This window comes from Variovorax sp. FG153, from assembly GCF_057809595.1.
In genome coordinates, this window is sequence record NZ_JBMDKG010000049.1 from 25,102 (window position 1) to 43,469 (window position 18,368).

Below are 18,368 nucleotides of genomic sequence, written 5' to 3' on the forward strand. Positions count from 1 at the left end.
TCTTCGCGCCCTTTTCTTCTTCCGCCGGCGATGAAGGCTCAGAGCTTCTTCTGCATGAACATCGCGCTGCCGAAGGCCGGGTCGAGCTGGTAGTCGGCGAAACCTTCGCGCTCGTAGGCCTTGCGCGCGGACACGTTGCCCGACAGCACCTCGAGCGTGAGCTTGCAGGCACCGCGTGCGCGGGCCTCCTGCTCCACGCGCTCGAGCATGCGCTGCGCGAGCCGCTGGCCGCGGTGGCTGGGCGCCACGACCACGTCGTGCACGTTCACCAGCGGACGGCAGGCGAAGGTCGAGAAACCTTCCACGCAGTTGATCAGTCCGACCGGTTGGCCGTTGTCGTAGGCAAGCACGCTGAAGGCCTGCGGCCGGGCCGCGAGCGCGGCCGGCAGTTCGGCACGCACCTGCGCGCTCAGGGGCGTGCCACCACCGGCCGGATCGCGCGCATAGCCATCGAGCAGTTCGACCAGCGCCGCGGCCTGCGCGGCATCGCGGTAGTCGGCGAGTACGACCTCGATCGTCACTTCGCGCCTTCCACCGTGGCCACAAGGCGCCGGGCGCTGGCCTCGGCCACCTGGGCGTCGCGTGCCTCGACCATCACGCGCAGCAGCGGCTCGGTGCCGCTGGCACGGATCAGCACGCGACCGGCGTCGCCGAGCTCGGCCTCGATGCGCTTCGTTTCGCTGGCCAGGGCCGCGTTGTCCTTCCAGTTCTGGCCGGGCGCCAGGCGCACGTTGATCAGCGTCTGCGGGAACAGCACCACGCCTTCGAGCAGCTGCGCCACGCTCTTGCCGCTGCGCACGCAGGCCTGCAGCACCTGCAGCGCGCTCACGATGCCGTCGCCGGTGGTGTGGCAGTCGAGCGCCAGCAGGTGGCCCGAGCCCTCGCCGCCCAGCAGCCAGCCGTGCTTCTCGAGTTCCTCGAGCACGTAGCGGTCGCCGACCTTGGCACGCACGAACTCGATGCCCTGTCCACGCAGCGCCACCTCGACCGCCTTGTTGGTCATCAGCGTACCGACCACGCCGGCCGGCTTGCTGCCGCGTGCGATGCGCTCGGCCACCATCAGGTAGAGCAGCTCGTCGCCGTTGAAGAGGCGGCCGCTGGCGTCCACCAGCTGCAGCCGGTCGGCGTCGCCGTCGAGCGCGATGCCGTAGTCGGCCTTCTGGGCCGTCACGGCGGCGATCAGGGCCTCGGGGTGCGTGGCACCGAAGCCGTCGTTGATGTTGAGGCCGTCGGGCGTGCAGCCGATGCTCTGCACCTCGGCGCCCAGCTCGTGGAACACGTCGGGCGCCACCTGGTAGGCCGCGCCATGAGCCGCGTCGACCACCAGCTTCAGGCCGCGCAGGGTGAGGTCGTTGGAGAAGGTGCTCTTGCAGAACTCGATGTAGCGGCCGGCCGCGTCGTTGAGGCGGCGCGCCTTGCCCAGGCCGGCCGACTCGGCCCAGACCGGGTCTTCCTCGAGCGCGGCTTCCACCGCGAGCTCCCACTCGTCGCTGAGCTTGGTGCCCTGCGCGCTGAAGAACTTGATGCCGTTGTCGGGATAGGCGTTGTGGCTCGCGCTGATCACCACGCCGAGGCTGGCGCGCTGCGCGCGCGTGAGGTAGGCCACGCCCGGCGTCGGCAACGGACCGAGCAGCACCACGTCGACGCCGGCCGAGTTGAAGCCCGATTCGAGCGCCGACTCGAGCATGTAGCCCGAGATGCGGGTGTCCTTGCCGATCAGCACGGTGGGCCGGGCCTCGGTCTTCTTGAGCACGCGCCCCACCGCATGCGCGAGGCGCAGCACGAAATCGGCGGTGATCGGCGAACGGCCGACGGTGCCACGGATGCCATCGGTGCCGAAGTACTTGCGAGTCATGTTCTTGTCTTTTCTTTGGATGTTCGAAGGAATATTGTTGGAGAAAGCTGGCCCGGCTGCCGTGGCGATCCGATGGCTATGCGGCGGCCTTCATCGCGCGCCAGACCGCGAGCGCTGCGACCGTGTCGCGCACATCGTGCACGCGCACGATGGCAGCGCCATGATCGACCGCGAGCACGGCGGCCGCCACGCTGGGCACCCCGCGCTGCGCGGCCTGCTCGATGCCGGTGACGGCGCCGATCGAGGATTTGCGCGACCAGCCCAGCAGCAGCGGATGGCCCGCGCCGAGCAGCTCGCGCTGCCGCGCCAGCAGCGCGAAATTCTGCGCCACGGTCTTGCCGAAGCCGATGCCGGGGTCGAGCGTGATGCGTTCGGGCGCGACGCCGAGCGCGCCCAGCGCGTCGAGCTGCGCGCGCCAGAAGTCCAGCACCCGCGGCACGACCTCGCCGTCCATCGGCGTGGCCTGCATGGTCTGGGGATTGCGGTGCATGTGCATCAGGCAGATGCCGCACGAGGGATGCGCGGCGACCACCTCGCGCGCGCCCGGCTGGCGCAGCGCCCAGATGTCGTTGACGATGTCCGCGCCGAGGTCGAGCACCGCGCGCATGACCTCGGGCTTGTAGGTGTCGATGGAGAGCGGGACGTTCAGGCGCACCGCTTCGCGCACCACCGGCAGCACGCGCGCCAGTTCGGCCTCGAGCGGCACGGCGGGACTGCCGGGCCGGGTGGATTCGCCGCCGATGTCGAGGATGTCGGCCCCCTCCTCCAGCAACTGCTCGCAGTGGCGCAGCGCGGCCGCGGTGGAGGCATGGGCGCCGCCGTCGGAGAAGGAGTCGGGCGTGACGTTCACGATGCCCATCACGCGCGGCTGCGTGAGGTCGATCGTGAAGCGGGAGGTCTGCCAGGAAGACATGGGGAGCGTCGTCATGCGGCGGTGACGGCCCGAACATGGAAAACGGGGCCTGAGGCCCCGTTGCTGTTTGATGCCAGACGCACTTCTCAGGCGGCGGTCGGCGAAGGTTCTGGATTCACGGCCGGCGTGCCGCCGTTGCCGCCACCGTTGCTGCCCGAGGGGGGCGTGCGCGGCGTCCAGTCCTTGGGCGGGCGCGGCTCCTTGCCGGCCATGATGTCGTCGAGCTGCTCGGAGTCGATGGTTTCCCATTCGAGCAAGGCCTTGGCCATGGCGTGCATCTTGTCGCTGTTCTCTTCGATCAGGCGACGCGCCAGCGCGTACTGGTCGTCGATGATGCGGCGCACTTCGGAGTCGACCTTTTCCATGGTCTGCTCGCTCATGTTGGTGGTCTTGGTGACCGAGCGGCCCAGGAACACTTCGCCTTCGTTCTCGGCATAGACCATCGGGCCGAGCGCATCGCTCATGCCGTACTTCATGACCATGTCGCGCGCCAGGTTGGTGGCACGTTCGAAGTCGTTGCTCGCGCCGGTGGTCATCTGGTGCATGAACACTTCCTCGGCGATGCGGCCGCCGAACAGCATGCTGATCTGGTTCAGCATGTACTCGCGGTCGTAGCTGTAGCGGTCCTGCGCCGGCAAACTCATGGTCACGCCGAGAGCACGGCCGCGCGGAATGATCGTGACCTTGTGGACCGGGTCGCACTTGGGCAGCAGCTTGCCGATGAGGGCGTGGCCGGACTCGTGGTAGGCCGTGTTGCGGCGCTCTTCCTCGGGCATGACCATGCTCTTGCGCTCGGGGCCCATGAAGATCTTGTCCTTGGCCTTCTCGAAGTCCTGCATCTCGACCACGCGCGCATTGCGGCGGGCAGCCATCAGGGCGGCTTCGTTGCAGAGGTTGGCCAGATCGGCACCCGACATGCCGGGCGTGCCGCGCGCGATCACGCTCGGGTTCACGTCCTGGCCCAGCGGGACCTTGCGCATGTGCACGCCGAGGATCTGTTCGCGGCCGCGGATGTCGGGCAGCGTGACATAGACCTGGCGGTCGAAACGGCCCGGACGCAGCAGCGCGGCGTCGAGGATGTCGGGACGGTTGGTCGCAGCCACGACGATCACGCCGAGGTTGGTCTCGAAGCCGTCCATCTCGACCAGCATCTGGTTGAGGGTCTGCTCGCGCTCGTCGTTGCCGCCGCCGAGGCCGGCACCGCGCTGGCGGCCCACCGCGTCGATTTCGTCGATGAAGATGATGCAGGGGGCGTTCTTCTTGGCGTTCTCGAACATGTCGCGCACGCGGGCCGCGCCCACGCCGACGAACATTTCGACGAAGTCGGAACCCGAGATCGAGAAGAACGGGACCTTGGCTTCGCCGGCGATCGACTTGGCCAGCAGCGTCTTGCCGGTGCCGGGCGGGCCGACCAGCAGCAGGCCGCGCGGAATGCGGCCGCCGAGCTTCTGGAAGCGTTGCGGGTCCTTGAGGAAGTCGACGACTTCGCGCACCTCTTCCTTGGCCTCGTCGCAGCCCGCGACGTCGGCGAAGGTGACGGTGTTGTTGTTCTCGTCCATCATGCGCGCCTTGCTCTTGCCGAAGCTGAAGGCACCGCCCTTGCCGCCGCCCTGCATCTGTCGCATGAAGTAGACCCACACGCCGATCAGCAGCAGCATCGGGCCCCAGCTGACCAGCAGGGTCATGAGCAGGGAGCCCTCCTCGCGCGGCTTGACGTCGAACTTGACGTTGTTGGCGATCAGGTCGCCGACCAGGCCGCGGTCGAGGTAGGTGGCCGTCGTGCGGATCTTGCGGTCGTCGTTGGTGATCGCGACGATCTCGCTGCCGCCCTGGCCTTCCTGGATCGTGGCGCTCTTGATGCGGTTGCCGCGGACTTCCTCGAGGAAGTCCGAATAACCGATATTGCCTGCGCCGGCGGCGCCGCGGGTGTCGAACTGCTTGAACACAGTGAACAACACCATCGCGATGACAAGCCAGACGGCAACTTTGGAAAACCACTGATTGTTCAAACGAAGCTCCAGTCGAAAGCGCGTGACGGGAAGATGAAAATACGCGCTTGGGTACGCAGTTGCGCCCCATTTTAGGCTTTTCAAGCTGCGAAAAGCTCGGATTTCCCTAAAGCAGCCATAGCCTGACAAGGGTTTGGGCGGTTTTCGGTATCAACGCGTATCAGACGCCGGTTTTCAGGCCGATCCCGACCATGAAGGTCTCGGCCGAGCGGTCGCGCGAGGCCTTGGGCTTGAACGGCTTCACGATGCGGAAATGGGCCTTGAAGAGCTTCACGAGCTGGTCGTAGCCGCTGCCGTGGAACAGCTTGGCCACCAATGCCCCCTCGGGCTTGAGGTGGTGCTGCGAGAAATCGATGGCCAGCTCGATCAGGTGGGCGATCCGCGCCGCGTCGGCCGACTCGATGCCCGAGAGGTTGGGCGCCATGTCCGAGACCACCACGTCGGCCTTGCGGCCGCCCAGCGCCTCGGTGAGCTGGGCCAGCACGCTGTCCTCGCGGAAGTCGCCCTGCAGGAAGTTCACGTCCTCGATCGGCTCCATCGGCAGGATGTCGATCGCGACGATGGTGCCCTCGAGCGCGCCGGTGGCGGCCCCGCCCGGCGACATGCGCCGGCGCACGTACTGGCTCCAGGCGCCGGGCGCCGACCCGAGGTCGACCACCAGCTGGCCGGGCTTGATGAGGCCCAGCGCCTCGTCGATTTCCTTGAGCTTGTAGGCCGCGCGGGCGCGGTAGCCCTCCTTCGTGGCCAGTTTCACGTAGGGATCGTTGACGTGGTCGTGCAACCACGCCTTGTTGACTTTCTTGGGCTTCGCCTTGGTGCTCATGGATTGGCCTGGGTGCCGGGACCCGGTTTCTTCGGGGGCCGGCGGGTCGGCTCGTGGAGGTGCTGTTCTACGTCCGATAATACGGGGATGCCCGCCATTCAACTTACCCCTGCCGAGCGCAAGGTGCACCGCGCCGAAGCTCACCACCTGGATCCGATCGTCATGGTCGGTGGCGACGGGCTCACCCCTGCCGTGAAGAAGGAGGCCGATGCGGCCCTCAAGGCCCACGGCCTCATCAAGGTGCGCGTCTTCTCCGACGACCGCGCCGCGCGCGAAGCGATGCTGCAGGAGCTGGCCGACGAGCTCGATGCCGCCCCGATCCAGCACATCGGCAAGCTGCTGGTGCTGTGGCGTCCCAAGCCCGTGAAGGAACGCGTCGTCGACGAGGACCGCATGCCCGGCCCGCGCGACGTCAAGATCGTCAAGTACAGCAAGCGCGGCGGCCAGCGCCCCGAGATCAAGACCCTGCGCGTGCTCGGCAACCAGCGCCTCACGCCCGGCGGCACGATCAAGCGCGCCAAGGCCAAGCGGCCGCTGTCGGCCAAGAAGCGCAACCAGGCGGACTGAGCTTGGCGCCAGCACAGGGCGCCACGCGCCATATCCTCTGCATGAAATGGGGCACCAAGTACGGCCCCGAGTACGTCAATCGGCTCTATGCCATGGTGCGCCGCCACCTGAGCGGCGATTTCCGCTTCGTCTGCCTGACCGACGACGGCCAGGGCGTGCGGCCCGAAGTCACCTGCCTGCCGATCCCGCCGCTGAACCTGCACCTGGCGCCGGGCCAGCGCGACGGCGCCTGGAAGAAGCTGACGACCTTCGAGGCCGACCTGCACGGCCTGCGCGGCACCGCCCTCTTCCTCGATCTCGACGTGGTGATCGTCGGCAGCCTCGATGCCTTCTTCGAACACCCGGGCGACTTCCTGATCATCCGCGACTACGACCGCTTCTGGCGGCGCGGCCGCATCACCGGCAACTCCTCGGTCTACCGCTTCGAGCTCGGCGCGCATGCCGACGTCCTCGGCTACTTCCGCGATCATCTCGACGAGGTGCAGGCGCGGTACCGCAACGAACAGACCTACCTGTCCGACGTGCTGCACAGGCAGGGCAAGCTGGCCTACTGGCCCGACGGCTGGTGCCCGAGCTTCAAGTACCACGGCATCCCCGCCTGGCCCTCCAACTACTGGAAGGCGCCGTTCGTGCCGCGGGACGCGCGGATCATGGTGTTCCACGGCGAGGTCAACCCGCCCGATGCGCTGGCCGGCCGGCGCAACCGACGCTTTCGCTACATCCGCCCGGCGCACTGGGTCGCCGAGCACTGGACCGAGTAAGGTCCTTCCGGGCCTCAGCGCGGCCGCTGGCCGCCGCTCATGCGCCAGAGCAGCACGCTGGCACACAGCCACTGCACCAGGTACATCCCGCTGCCCACCGAGTGCCAGAGCTTGAGGTTCTCGCGCGCCACGATGCGCGGCGCCACGGCGTACTGCTGCAGCAGCGCGAGCAGCATGGCGGCCAGCACCAGGAACAGGGCCGTCAGCACCGGCGGCGTCATGCCGTCGTCGGCCTTGGCGCGGAAATGGATCAGCAGGATGAGCCCGCACAGCAGCGCGATCCAGCTCTGGGCCTCGAACAATTGCGCCGCGAAGTTGCCCGCCACCGAGGGATTGCCGAGCCGCGCGAACAGCATCGGCACGACGAGAAAGCCGATGGTCGTGAGGCTGCCCCACCAGAGGGCGGCCAGCATCAGCGCGACACGGTCCTTCATCGCAGCGCCGTTCAGAGGTAGCTGACCGCCACGATCTCGTAGCGCTTGAGGCCGCCGGGCGTCTGCACCTCGACGCTATCGCCCTCTTCCTTGCCGATCAGCGCGCGCGCGATCGGGCTCGACACGTTGATCAGGCCTTGCTTCAGGTCGGCCTCGTCCTCGCCCACGATCTGGTACTTGACCGGATCGCCGCTGTCCTCTTCCTCGAGTTCGACCGTGGAGGCGAAGACCACCTTGCCGCCGGCATCGAGCTCGGTCGGGTCGATCACCTGCGCGGCCGACAGCTTGCCCTCGATCTCGATGATGCGGCCCTCGATGAAGCCCTGGCGATCCTTGGCGACCTCGTACTCGGCGTTTTCGCTGATGTCGCCCTGGGCCCGTGCCTCGGCGATCGCATTGATGATCGCGGGCCGCTCCACCGTCTTGAGGCGGCGCAGTTCGTCGCGCAGCTTCTCCGCGCCGCGCTTGGTGATGGGGATGGTTGTCGCCATATATCGTTCTCCATAAAGCGAAACCGCCGAACGCTGCCGTTCGGCGGTCGATGGGGGAAGGCTCTCAAACGAGAGGTCGTCCGGTCAGCCGGCTCAGGATGGCGAGCGGGCTCGAAGCGGGATTGTATTGCTTCGCCGCGTCCAGGTGCAGGGTCTGTTCGAGCATGTACTGCCCGGCCATCACAGCGTGCGAGGTCTGGTCGGAGAAGCACACCCAGACCGAGCCGGGCGGGAACTCGGCGTTCTCCTGCGGCGAGGTCTTCTGGTAGTCGAGGTCCGACTTCATGCCGTCGTGCAGCTGCAGCATCAGGTGGTCGTACTCGCTGCGGAAGGACTTGGTCACGTGCAGCGCCTGCAGCAGCCTGGCCTGCCAGCGCGCATAGGGCTTGGCGCGCGGCAGGAAGCGGCGCGCGATGTCCTCGAAGGGCTCGCCCACGCGCCACACGCGCGGCGCGCCATCGGGATTGACGTTGGTGAACACGCGCAGGATGCGCTCGCCGTAGTTGGGCCGCGAGGGAAAGGCGTCGACGTGCAGCCGCCGGTCGTCGGCACGCCACGACTGCACGCGCGTCTCGACCTGCGCCGGGCGGTAGCTGGTGGGCGCGAGCCGCAGCGCGGGCACGTAGTGCGGCAGCAGCCCATGGATGAGCTGCTGCGCCTGCGCGCGAAAACGCCCGACCATGCCGGCCGCGAGTTGCTGCACCGCCTCGTCGCCCACGGCGCCCTTGAGCCTGCCGTTGGCGTCGAGGCTGATGTTGCGCACGTCGGGCGACAGCAGCGCGGGCGTGAGCAGCGCACGCTCCTGCGGCAGCAGCTCGAAGCCCAGCCGCGGGAAGTACAGCACCTTGCCGGCCTCGAGCTCGGCGATCCACGCCTCGTTGGGCGTGGCCGCGCTCCAGTCGTTCAGCGCCAGTTCGACGAGCTGCGTTTCCATCGCGAGGCTCAGGCCGCGGCCAGCTGCGCGTGCATCTCCTGCACCGAGATCACGTCGAGGTCGTCCATGTAGCGCATGCCCTCGACCGCGGCTTCGGCGCCGAAGATCGTGGTGAAGGTGGTCACGCGCGCCAGCAGCGCCGAGGTGCGGATCTGGCGCGAGTCGGTGATCGCGTTGCGGCGCTCCTCGACCGTGTTGATGACCAGCGCGATCTCGTTGTTCTTGATCATGTCCACGATGTGCGGGCGGCCTTCGGTCACCTTGTTCACCGTCGCGCACTCGATGCCCGCGGCGTTGATGGCCGCGGCCGTGCCCTTGGTCGCGATCAGCACGAAGCCCAGCTGCGCCAGGCCGCGCGCGACCTCGACCGCGCGCGTCTTGTCGTTGTTCTTCACCGAGATGAAGGCCTTGCCCGACTTCGGCAGGTGCGTGCCGGCGCCGAGCTGCGACTTCACGAAGGCCTCGCCGAAGGTCTTGCCCACGCCCATCACCTCGCCGGTCGACTTCATCTCGGGGCCGAGGATGGTGTCCACGCCCGGGAACTTGACGAACGGGAACACGGCTTCCTTCACGCTGAAGTACGGCGGCGTCACTTCCTTCGTCACGCCCTGCGACGCGAGCGACTGGCCCGCCATGCAGCGGGCCGCCACCTTCGCGAGCTGGATGCCGGTGGCCTTGCTCACGTAGGGCACGGTGCGCGAGGCGCGCGGATTGACCTCGAGCACGTAGATCGTGTCCTTGCCATCCTTCTGCTGGATCGCGAACTGCACGTTCATCAGGCCGACCACGTTCAGCGCCTTGGCCATCGCGGCGCTCTGGCGCTTGAGCTCGGCCACGGTCTCGGCCGACAGGCTGTACGGCGGCAGCGAGCAGGCGGAGTCGCCCGAGTGCACGCCGGCCTGCTCGATGTGCTCCATCACGCCACCGATCAGGGTCTGGCCCTCGGCGTCGCGCAGGCAGTCGACGTCGCATTCGACGGCGTCGTTGAGGAAGCGGTCGAGCAGCACCGGCGAATCGTTGCTGACCTTGACCGCCTCGCGCATGTAGCGCTCGAGGTCGCGCTGCTCGTGCACGATCTCCATCGCGCGGCCGCCGAGCACGTAGCTCGGGCGCACCACCAGCGGATAGCCGAGTGCCGCGGCCTTCTCGAGGGCCTCGGCTTCGGTGCGCGCGGTGGCGTTCGGCGGCTGCAGCAGCTGCAGTTCGTGCAGCAGCTTCTGGAAGCGCTCGCGGTCTTCGGCCGCGTCGATCATGTCGGGCGAGGTGCCGATGATCGGCACGCCGTTGGCCTCGAGGTCGAGCGCGAGCTTCAGCGGCGTCTGGCCGCCGTACTGCACGATCACGCCGACCGGCTTTTCCTTGTCGACGATCTCGAGCACGTCCTCGAGCGTCAGCGGCTCGAAGTACAGGCGGTCCGAGGTGTCGTAGTCGGTCGACACGGTTTCGGGATTGCAGTTGACCATGATGGTCTCGTAGCCGTCCTCCCGCATCGCGAGCGCGGCATGCACGCAGCAGTAGTCGAACTCGATGCCCTGGCCGATGCGGTTGGGACCGCCGCCGAGCACCATGATCTTCTTCTTGTCCGAGGGGTCGGCCTCGCACTCGTCCTCGTAGGTCGAGTACATGTAGGCGGTGTCGGTCGAGAACTCGGCCGCGCAGGTGTCCACGCGCTTGTAGACCGGGCGAACGCCGAGCTCGCGGCGCTTCTCGCGGATCGCGGTGTCGGTGGTGCGCAGCTGCTTGGCCAGGCGACGATCGGAGAAGCCCTTCTTCTTCAGCGCCAGCAGCGTGTCGCGGTCGATGTCGGCCAGCGACTTGGTCTCGAGCTCGAGCTCGATCTTCACGATCTCCTCGATCTGCACCAGGAACCACGGGTCGATCTTGGTCAGCGCGAACACCTCGTCCACGCTCAGGCCCTGGGCGAAGGCATCGCCCACGTACCAGATGCGCTCGGGGCCGGGCTCGCCGAGTTCCTTCTCGAGCACTTCGCGGTCCTGCGTCTTCTCGTTCATGCCGTCGACGCCGACCTCGAGGCCGCGCAGCGCCTTCTGGAACGATTCCTGGAAGGTACGGCCCATGGCCATCACCTCGCCCACCGACTTCATCTGGGTGGTGAGGCGCGAATCGGCCTGCGGGAACTTCTCGAACGCGAAGCGCGGAATCTTGGTGACCACGTAGTCGATCGAGGGCTCGAACGAGGCCGGCGTGGCGCCGCCGGTGATCTCGTTGCGCAGCTCGTCGAGCGTGTAGCCCACGGCCAGCTTGGCCGCGACCTTGGCGATCGGGAAGCCGGTGGCCTTGGAGGCCAGCGCCGACGAACGCGACACGCGCGGGTTCATCTCGATCACGACCATGCGGCCGTCCTTCGGGTTGATCGAGAACTGCACGTTCGAGCCGCCGGTGTCGACGCCGATCTCGCGCAGCACGGCCAGCGAGGCGTTGCGCAGGATCTGGTATTCCTTGTCCGACAGCGTCTGCGCGGGCGCCACGGTGATCGAGTCGCCGGTGTGCACGCCCATCGGGTCGAGGTTCTCGATCGAGCAGACGATGATGCAGTTGTCGGCCTTGTCGCGCACGACCTCCATCTCGTATTCCTTCCAGCCGAGCAGCGATTCCTCGATCAGCAGCTCGTTGGTCGGCGAGGCCTCGAGGCCGCGCTTGCAGATGGTCTCGAACTCCTCCGAGTTGTAGGCGATGCCGCCGCCGGTGCCGCCGAGCGTGAAGCTCGGGCGGATCACGGTCGGGAAGCCCACGCTCTTCTGCACCGCCCAGGCCTCGTCCATCGAGTGCGCGATGCCCGAGCGCGCCGAGCCCAGGCCGATCTTGGTCATCGCGTCCTTGAACTTCAGGCGGTCCTCGGCCTTGTCGATGGCCTCGGGCGTGGCGCCGATCAGCTCGACCGGCTTGCCGGTGGCCGCGCCCTGGTACTTGTCGAGCACGCCGTTGCGCCAGAGGTCGAGCGCGCAGTTCAGCGCGGTCTGGCCGCCCATGGTCGGCAGGATCGCGTCGGGACGCTCCTTGGCGATGATCTTCTCGACCGTCTGCCAGGTGATCGGCTCGATGTAGGTGACGTCGGCCGTGGCCGGGTCGGTCATGATCGTCGCGGGATTGCTGTTGATCAGGATGACCTTGTAGCCCTCCTCGCGCAGCGCCTTGCAGGCCTGCACGCCGGAGTAGTCGAACTCGCAGGCCTGGCCGATGATGATCGGGCCGGCGCCGATGATGAGGATCGATTTGAGGTCTGTGCGCTTAGGCATTCTCTTTCTCCGTCTTTTCCGTCTTGTTCTTTTCCATGAGTGCCGTGAAGCGATCGAACAGGTAGCCGATGTCGTGCGGGCCGGGCGAGGCTTCGGGGTGGCCCTGGAAGCAGAACGCGGGCTTGTCGGTGCGCGCCAGGCCCTGCAGCGTGTTGTCGAACAGGCTCACGTGGGTGGGACGCAGGTTCGCCGGCAGCGACTTCTCGTCGACCGCGAAACCGTGGTTCTGGCTCGTGATGCTGACGCGGCCGCTGTCGAGGTCCTTGACCGGGTGGTTCGCGCCATGGTGGCCGAACTTCATCTTGAAGGTCTTCGCGCCCGAGGCCAGCGCCATGATCTGATGGCCCAGGCAGATGCCGAAGGTCGGGATGCCGGTCTCGATCAGTTCCTTGACGGCGCTGATCGCGTAGTCGCAGGGCTCCGGGTCGCCGGGGCCGTTGGCCAGGAAGATGCCGTCGGGCTTGAGCTTGAGCACGTCGGCCGCGGGCGTCTGGGCCGGCACCACGGTGATGCGCGCGCCGCGCTGGGCGATCATGCGCAGGATGTTCTTCTTGACGCCGTAGTCGAAGGCCACGACGTGGAAGCGCGGCGTGATCTGCACGCCATAGCCCGACCCCAGCTTCCACTCGGTCTCGGTCCACTCGTAGGTCTGCTTGACCGACACGACCTTCGCCAGGTCGAGGCCGGCCATGCTCGGCGCGGCCTTGGCGGCGGCGATCGCCTTGTCGATCAGCGCCTGGGTGACCGCTTCCCCTTCGGCCAGTCCCAGGATGCAGCCGTTCTGCGCGCCATGCGTGCGCAGGTGGCGGGTCAGCTTGCGGGTGTCGATGTTGGCGATGGCGACGGTCTTGCCCTCCACCAGGTACTGCGACAGCGTCGCGGTATGGCGGAAGTTGGAGGCGATCTGCGGCAGGTCACGGATGATGAGGCCCGCGGCATGGATCTTGTCGGCCTCGATGTCCTCGGGATTGACGCCGTAGTTGCCGATGTGCGGATACGTGAGCGTCACGATCTGCTGGCAGTAGCTCGGGTCGGTGAGGATTTCCTGGTAGCCGGTCATCGCGGTGTTGAACACCACTTCGCCGACGGTGGAGCCTGTGGCTCCGATCGAGTTGCCTTGAAAGACCGTGCCGTCTGCGAGCGCCAGGATGGCGGGCGGGAAACTTCCCTTGAGAGACAAAAGCACTGGGTTCTCCGGATGGTTACGGTCGCCCGGCGTCCCGGGCTTCGAAGCCTTGGGACTGCTGCTTAAGGGGAAGATGGCGTGGAATGCGGCCGGGCGACGCTGATTTGCGAGTAAGCCCCCGATTGTAGCCCGGCGGCCGCGGCCTCTCGCCTCGCGGGGCATGAAGATTCGCTAGCGCGTACACCAGCCATGCGTCAATGGCATGAACCCGGCGGGCAACTGAGAATGTTTCTTATCCTTTGAGGGCCGACGCGCCACTGGCATGCAGGCAGATGGCGGCGGCCGCGGCCACGTTGAGCGATTCCTCGCCGCCGGGCTGCGCGATGCGGATGTGGTGCGTGGCCAGCGCCTCGAGCGCGGCCGACACACCCTGCCCTTCGTGGCCCAGCAGCCAGGCACAGGGATGCGGCAGCTTCGCCGCGTGCAGCCAGTCGCCGCGGTGCGAGCTGGTGGCGACCAGCGGCACCGCCAGTGCCGCGAGCGCCTCGGCATCGACACCCTCGATCAGCCGCAGGCCGAAATGGGCGCCCATGCCCGCGCGCAGCACCTTGGGCGACCAGAGCGCCGCCGTGCCCTTGAGCGCGATCACCTGCTGGAAGCCGAAGGCGGCGGCGCTGCGCAGCACCGAGCCGACATTGCCGGCGTCCTGCAACCGGTCGAGGACCACGGTGGGCGCCTCGGGCAGCACTGCGGGCCGCTCGGGCAGCTCGAGCAGGAAGCCCATCGGCGCCGGCGATTCCAGCCCGCTCGCCGCCTTCAGCAGTTCGTCGTCGACGACCACGGTCTTGGCGGCATCGCGCGACCATTCGGCGGGCGCCTGCGGCCAGAACGACAGCGAGAACACGGCCACCGACGGCGTCACGCCACGCGCCAGCGCGGCGCGGCACAGGTGGTCACCCTCGAGCCAGATGCGGCCCAGCTTGCGGTAGGCGCCCGGGTCCTGCGCCAGCTTGCGCAGGTCCTTGAGCAATGGGTTGTCGCGCGAGCTGATGCGGCTCGGGCCGGCGGGCGTGGTCATCGGATCAGGGCGCCGGACGAAGTTCGATCGCCACGACCTGGGTCTGCACCGACACAGCGGGCAGCGGCGATTCGACCTGGACGACCGGCACGGCAGGCGCCATGCGCGCCAGCGCGGCCGCCACCGGGCTGAACGAGCGCCGGTGGTGCACGCAGGCGCCGTGCTGCAGCAAGGCCTCGAGATGCTCGGGCGTGCCGTAGCCCTTGTGGCCCGCGAAGCCGTAGTGCGGAAACTCCTGGTGCAGCTGCTCGCAGAGCCGGTCGCGGTGCACCTTGGCCAGGATCGATGCGGCCGAGATCGCCTTCACCCGTGCATCGCCTTTGACGATGGCCTCGGCCAGCACGTCGAGCTGGGGCAGCCGGTTGCCGTCCACCAGCACCTTGGCCGGCTTCAGGCGCAGGCCCTCGACCGCGCGGCGCATCGCCAGCATGGTCGCCTGCAGGATATTGTGGGTGTCGATCTCCTCCACGCTGGCCTGCGCGATCGAGCAGCACAGCGCCTTGGCCATGATCTGGTCGTGCAGGCGCTCGCGCTGCAGCGCGGTCAGGGTCTTGGAGTCGGCCAGGCCGCGGATCGGGCGCTCGTCGTCGAGGATCACGGCCGCGGCCACCACCGGCCCGGCCAGCGGACCGCGTCCCGCTTCGTCCACGCCCGCCAGCAGGCCGGGCGCGTCCCAGGCCAGGGGCGCCTGCTCAGCCTTCAAGAACTTTCTGGATCGCATCGGCGCACAGTGTCGGCGTATCGCGCTGCAGTTGCACGTGGAGTTCGGCAAAACGCGCCTCGAGCGCGAGCACCCGCTCGGGCGCGTCGAGCCATTCGAGCGTGGCCTGGGCCAGCGCCTCGGGCGACGCGGCTTCCTGCAGCAATTCGGGCACCACGAAGTCGCGGCACAGGATGTTGGGCAGCCCGACCCACGGCTGGAGCTGCTTGCGCTGCATCATCCGCCACGAGAGGCTGTTCATGTTGTAGGCGATGACCATCGGCCGCTTGAACAGCGCAGCCTCGAGCGTGGCGGTGCCGCTGGCGATCAGCGTGACGTCGCAGGCGGACAGCGCGGCATGCGACTGGCCGTCGAGCAGCGTCACCGCGTCGCCCAGGCCGCTGGCCTTCAGCAGCGCCTCGACCTCGGCGCGCAGGCCCGGCAGGATCGGCGCCACGAAGCGCAGTGCGGGCCGCGCCTTGCGCATCAGCGCGGCGGCTTCGAAGAAACGGGCCGCCAGGTAGCGGACTTCGGAGCGCCGGCTGCCCGGCAGCAGCGCCACCACCTGCGCGTCGGGCGCGAGGCCCAGCGAGGCGCGCACCGCCGCGCGGTCGACCGTCATGGGAATCACGTTGGCCAGCGGATGCCCGACGTAGCTCGCCTGCACGCCCTGCGAGGCCAGCAGCTCGGGCTCGAACGGGAAGATGCACAGCACGTGGTCGGCCGCGGCGCGGATCTTCTCGATGCGCTCGGGCCGCCAGGCCCAGATCGACGGGCAGACGAAGTGCACCGTCTTCATGCCGCGGCCGCGCAGGCCGGCCTCGAGGTCGAGGTTGAAATCGGGCGCGTCGACGCCGATGAAGAGCTCGGGCCATTCGCGCAGCAGCCGCGCCTTGAGCTGGCGCCGGATGCCCGCGATCTCGGCGTAGTGGCGCAACACTTCGATGTAGCCGCGCACCGCGAGCTTTTCCTGCGGCCACCAGCTCTCGAAACCGTGCGCCAGCATGCGCGGGCCGCCGATGCCGGCGGTTTGCAGATCGGGCCAGCGCGCGGTGAGGCCGTCGAGCAGCAACCCGGCCAGCAGGTCGCCGGATGCTTCGCCGGCGACCAGCGCGAAGCGTCGCTGCCCGTTGGATGTCATCGCTGGACGCTCAGCGCGCGATGCCGCGCGTGGAAGTGGCGAGGAAGCCGTCCATCAACGCCACGTCGGCCGCGGCATCGGGCGTTTCGGCAGCCAGCGCGGCGATGCCGGCGCGCGCCTCCTCGAGCGTCTTGCCCTGGCGGTACAGCAGCTTGTGCATGTCGCGGATGGCCGCGATGCGCCCAGCCGAGAAATCGCGCCGGCGCAGGCCGACCAGGTTCACGCCGCGCACCGCGAGCGGGGTGCCGTCGACCACCATGTAGGGTGGCACGTCCATCGCGACATGGGTGCCGAAGCCGATCATCGCGTGCGCGCCGATACGCATCCGCTGGAGGATGCCCACCAGCCCGCCGACGGTGACCCAGTCGCCGATATGCACATGGCCGGCCAGCGTGGTGTTGTTGGCCATGGTGATCTGGTTGCCGAGCTGGCAGTCGTGCGCGATGTGCACGTAGGCCATGATCCAGTTGTCGTCGCCGATACGGGTGACGCCCGCATCCTGCACAGTGCCGACATTGAAGGTGCAGAACTCGCGCACCGTGTTGCGGTCGCCGATCGTGAGCTCGGTCGGCTCGCCCGCGTGCTTCTTGTCCTGCGGTACCGCACCCAGCGAGGAGAACTGGAAGATGCGGTTGTCGCGGCCGAGGGTCGTGTGACCCTCGATCACGCAATGCGAGCCGATGACCGTTCCCGCACCGATACGCACATGCGGACCGATCACGGTATAGGGACCGACCGCGACCGACGGATCGAGTTCGGCCTTGGGATCGACGATGGCCGTCGGATGAACCTGCGTCATGCGCCGATCGTCAGGCGTTGATCTGGCGCATCGCGCACATCAGCGAGGCCTCGCAGGCCAGCTCGCTGCCCACCAGCGCCCGACCCTTGAACTTCGAGATGCCGGCCTTCATGCGCTCGATCTCGACCTCCAGCGTGAGCTGGTCGCCCGGCTCCACGGGCCGCTTGAAGCGCGCGCCGTCGATCGCGGCGAAGTAATAGACGGTGTTGTCGTCGGGCACGATGTCGAGCGAACGGAACGACAGCAGCGCCGCGGCCTGCGCCATGGCTTCGAGCATCAGCACGCCGGGCATCACCGGGCGGTGCGGGAAGTGGCCGTTGAAGAACGGCTCGTTCATGGTCACGTTCTTGAGCGCCGTGATGCGCTTGCCCTTCTCCATGTCCAGCACGCGGTCGACCAGCAGAAAAGGATAGCGGTGCGGCAGCAGCTTGAGGATTTGATGGATGTCGAGCGTCGTCGTCATGGTGGTCTTCTGTTCCTGCATCGTCGTCATTGTTGGGGGGGAGCCTTCTCCAGCGCCTTCAGTCGTTCGCGCAGGCTGTGCAACTGCTTGAGCGTTGCAGCGTTCTTTTCCCAGGTCGCATTGTCATCGATGGGGAACATGCCGGTGTACTGGCCGGCCTTGCGGATGGAGCGTGTCACCACGGTGGCGGCGGACACGTGGACGTTGTCGGCCACGCTCAGGTGGCCCAGCACGATGGCGCCGCCGCCGAAGGTGCAGTTGGCGCCGATGGTCGCGCTGCCGGCCACGCCGACACAACCCGCCATCGCGGTGTTGCGGCCGATGCGCACGTTGTGGCCGATCTGGATCAGGTTGTCGAGCTTCACGCCGTCCTCGAGCACGGTGTCGTCGAGCGCGCCGCGGTCGATGCAGGTGTTGGCGCCGATCTCGACGTCATTGCCGACGCGCACCGCACCGAGCTGCTCGATCTTGACCCAGCCCTCCTTGCTCGGCGCGAGACCGAAGCCGTCGGCACCGATGACCACGCCCGGATGCAGCAGGCAGCGCTCGCCGATCGTGCAGTCCTCGCTCACGGTGACGCGCGACTTCAGCACCGTGCCGGCGCCGATGCGCGCGCCGCGCTCGACCACGCACAGCGCGCCGATGCGGGCCGTGGAGTCGACCTGCGCTTCGGGATGGACCACGGCCGAGGGATGGATGCGCTCGGCCTCGGGCCGTGCATGGCTCGACTTCCACAGCTGCGTGAGCCGCGCGAAATAGAGGTAGGGATCGGCCGCGACGATGTAGGCCCCGCGCGCGGCTGCGGCCTCGCTCATCGCGGGCGACACGATCACGCAGGCGGCCCTGGAGGCCGCGAGCTCCTGCTGGTATTTGGGATGGCTCAGGAAGCTGAGCGCATCGGGCTGTGCATTCTGGAGCGGGGACAGCCGCTCGATGGACAGCGTCGCATCGCCATGAAGCTCGCCCCCGAGGGCGTCAACGATGGCTCCTAGCTGCAGCGCCACGCCGGTACGCGGC

At 67.9% G+C, this 18,368-nt stretch carries 18 protein-coding genes; 2 read left to right on the top strand and 16 right to left on the bottom strand.

Annotated features, from left to right (window positions below):
- Window positions 1–38: 38 nt before the first annotated feature.
- From ACODT0_RS34555 to ACODT0_RS34575, 5 genes are all read right to left on the bottom strand, one after another.
- Window positions 39–521 carry a GNAT family N-acetyltransferase gene (locus ACODT0_RS34555; protein ID WP_489043319.1) on the bottom strand — a complete coding sequence of 161 codons (483 nt, stop codon included), beginning with the start codon at window positions 519–521 and terminating at the stop codon, window positions 39–41.
- Entirely contained in the window at window positions 518–1,855 is a 1,338-nt protein-coding gene (gene glmM / locus ACODT0_RS34560) for a phosphoglucosamine mutase (protein ID WP_057607449.1), read from the bottom strand. Before glmM ends, ACODT0_RS34555 begins: the two co-directional genes overlap by 4 nt.
- Window positions 1,856–1,931: 76 nt before the next feature.
- Entirely contained in the window at window positions 1,932–2,768 is an 837-nt protein-coding gene (gene folP, locus ACODT0_RS34565; protein ID WP_489043320.1) for a dihydropteroate synthase, read from the bottom strand.
- 86 nt (window positions 2,769–2,854) lie between these two features.
- Window positions 2,855–4,777: an ATP-dependent zinc metalloprotease FtsH gene (gene ftsH, locus ACODT0_RS34570; protein WP_057591678.1), complete on the bottom strand. Its 1,923-nt coding sequence runs from the start codon at window positions 4,775–4,777 to the stop codon at window positions 2,855–2,857.
- Window positions 4,778–4,937: 160 nt separating this feature from the next.
- A complete protein-coding gene (locus ACODT0_RS34575) occupies window positions 4,938–5,600 on the bottom strand; it encodes an RlmE family RNA methyltransferase (protein WP_057591677.1) in 663 nt (220 codons plus the stop codon).
- Window positions 5,601–5,687: 87 nt separating this feature from the next.
- Between ACODT0_RS34575 and ACODT0_RS34580 the strand changes: the two genes are divergently transcribed.
- Together ACODT0_RS34580 and ACODT0_RS34585 are read left to right on the top strand one after the other, a co-directional pair.
- Complete coding sequence (locus ACODT0_RS34580) at window positions 5,688–6,167, top strand: YhbY family RNA-binding protein (protein ID WP_057591676.1); 480 nt, start codon at window positions 5,688–5,690, stop codon at window positions 6,165–6,167.
- Window positions 6,168–6,208: 41 nt separating this feature from the next.
- A complete protein-coding gene (locus tag ACODT0_RS34585; protein WP_057591675.1) occupies window positions 6,209–6,928 on the top strand; it encodes a hypothetical protein in 720 nt (239 codons plus the stop codon).
- 14 nt (window positions 6,929–6,942) lie between these two features.
- On the opposite strand, the gene ACODT0_RS34590 is transcribed toward ACODT0_RS34585, so the two are convergent.
- From ACODT0_RS34590 to lpxD, 11 genes are all read right to left on the bottom strand, one after another.
- Window positions 6,943–7,362: a DUF4149 domain-containing protein gene (locus ACODT0_RS34590; protein WP_057591674.1), complete on the bottom strand. Its 420-nt coding sequence runs from the start codon at window positions 7,360–7,362 to the stop codon at window positions 6,943–6,945.
- A gap of 11 nt (window positions 7,363–7,373) precedes the next feature.
- Complete coding sequence (gene greA, locus ACODT0_RS34595) at window positions 7,374–7,853, bottom strand: transcription elongation factor GreA (RefSeq protein WP_057591673.1); 480 nt, start codon at window positions 7,851–7,853, stop codon at window positions 7,374–7,376.
- A gap of 64 nt (window positions 7,854–7,917) precedes the next feature.
- Window positions 7,918–8,787 carry a Kdo hydroxylase KdoO gene (gene kdoO, locus ACODT0_RS34600; protein ID WP_489043321.1) on the bottom strand — a complete coding sequence of 290 codons (870 nt, stop codon included), beginning with the start codon at window positions 8,785–8,787 and terminating at the stop codon, window positions 7,918–7,920.
- A gap of 8 nt (window positions 8,788–8,795) precedes the next feature.
- Window positions 8,796–12,044, bottom strand: a complete 3,249-nt coding sequence (carB, locus tag ACODT0_RS34605; RefSeq protein ID WP_057591671.1) for a carbamoyl-phosphate synthase large subunit — start codon at window positions 12,042–12,044, stop codon at window positions 8,796–8,798.
- A complete protein-coding gene (gene carA, locus ACODT0_RS34610) occupies window positions 12,037–13,230 on the bottom strand; it encodes a glutamine-hydrolyzing carbamoyl-phosphate synthase small subunit (RefSeq protein ID WP_057591670.1) in 1,194 nt (397 codons plus the stop codon). Before carA ends, carB begins: the two co-directional genes overlap by 8 nt.
- 232 nt (window positions 13,231–13,462) lie before the next feature.
- Window positions 13,463–14,248, bottom strand: coding sequence for a TrmH family RNA methyltransferase (locus tag ACODT0_RS34615; protein WP_057591669.1), 786 nt, complete (start codon window positions 14,246–14,248; stop codon window positions 13,463–13,465).
- A 4-nt stretch (window positions 14,249–14,252) separates the two neighbouring features.
- Window positions 14,253–14,969, bottom strand: a complete 717-nt coding sequence (gene rnhB / locus ACODT0_RS34620) for a ribonuclease HII (RefSeq protein WP_261210687.1) — start codon at window positions 14,967–14,969, stop codon at window positions 14,253–14,255.
- The gene (gene lpxB, locus ACODT0_RS34625) at window positions 14,941–16,089 is read right to left on the bottom strand and encodes a lipid-A-disaccharide synthase (RefSeq protein ID WP_261210686.1); all 1,149 of its coding nucleotides are present in this window, start codon (window positions 16,087–16,089) and stop codon (window positions 14,941–14,943) included. Before lpxB ends, rnhB begins: the two co-directional genes overlap by 29 nt.
- A gap of 10 nt (window positions 16,090–16,099) precedes the next feature.
- Window positions 16,100–16,888 carry an acyl-ACP--UDP-N-acetylglucosamine O-acyltransferase gene (gene lpxA, locus ACODT0_RS34630; protein ID WP_057591668.1) on the bottom strand — a complete coding sequence of 263 codons (789 nt, stop codon included), beginning with the start codon at window positions 16,886–16,888 and terminating at the stop codon, window positions 16,100–16,102.
- A gap of 10 nt (window positions 16,889–16,898) precedes the next feature.
- Window positions 16,899–17,381: a 3-hydroxyacyl-ACP dehydratase FabZ gene (fabZ, locus tag ACODT0_RS34635; RefSeq protein WP_172705594.1), complete on the bottom strand. Its 483-nt coding sequence runs from the start codon at window positions 17,379–17,381 to the stop codon at window positions 16,899–16,901.
- Window positions 17,378–18,355 (bottom strand): UDP-3-O-(3-hydroxymyristoyl)glucosamine N-acyltransferase, encoded by a 978-nt coding sequence (gene lpxD, locus ACODT0_RS34640; RefSeq protein WP_489043322.1) that lies wholly within the window; start codon window positions 18,353–18,355, stop codon window positions 17,378–17,380. The genes fabZ and lpxD overlap by 4 nt, the downstream gene beginning before the upstream one ends.
- Window positions 18,356–18,368 lie beyond the last annotated feature (13 nt).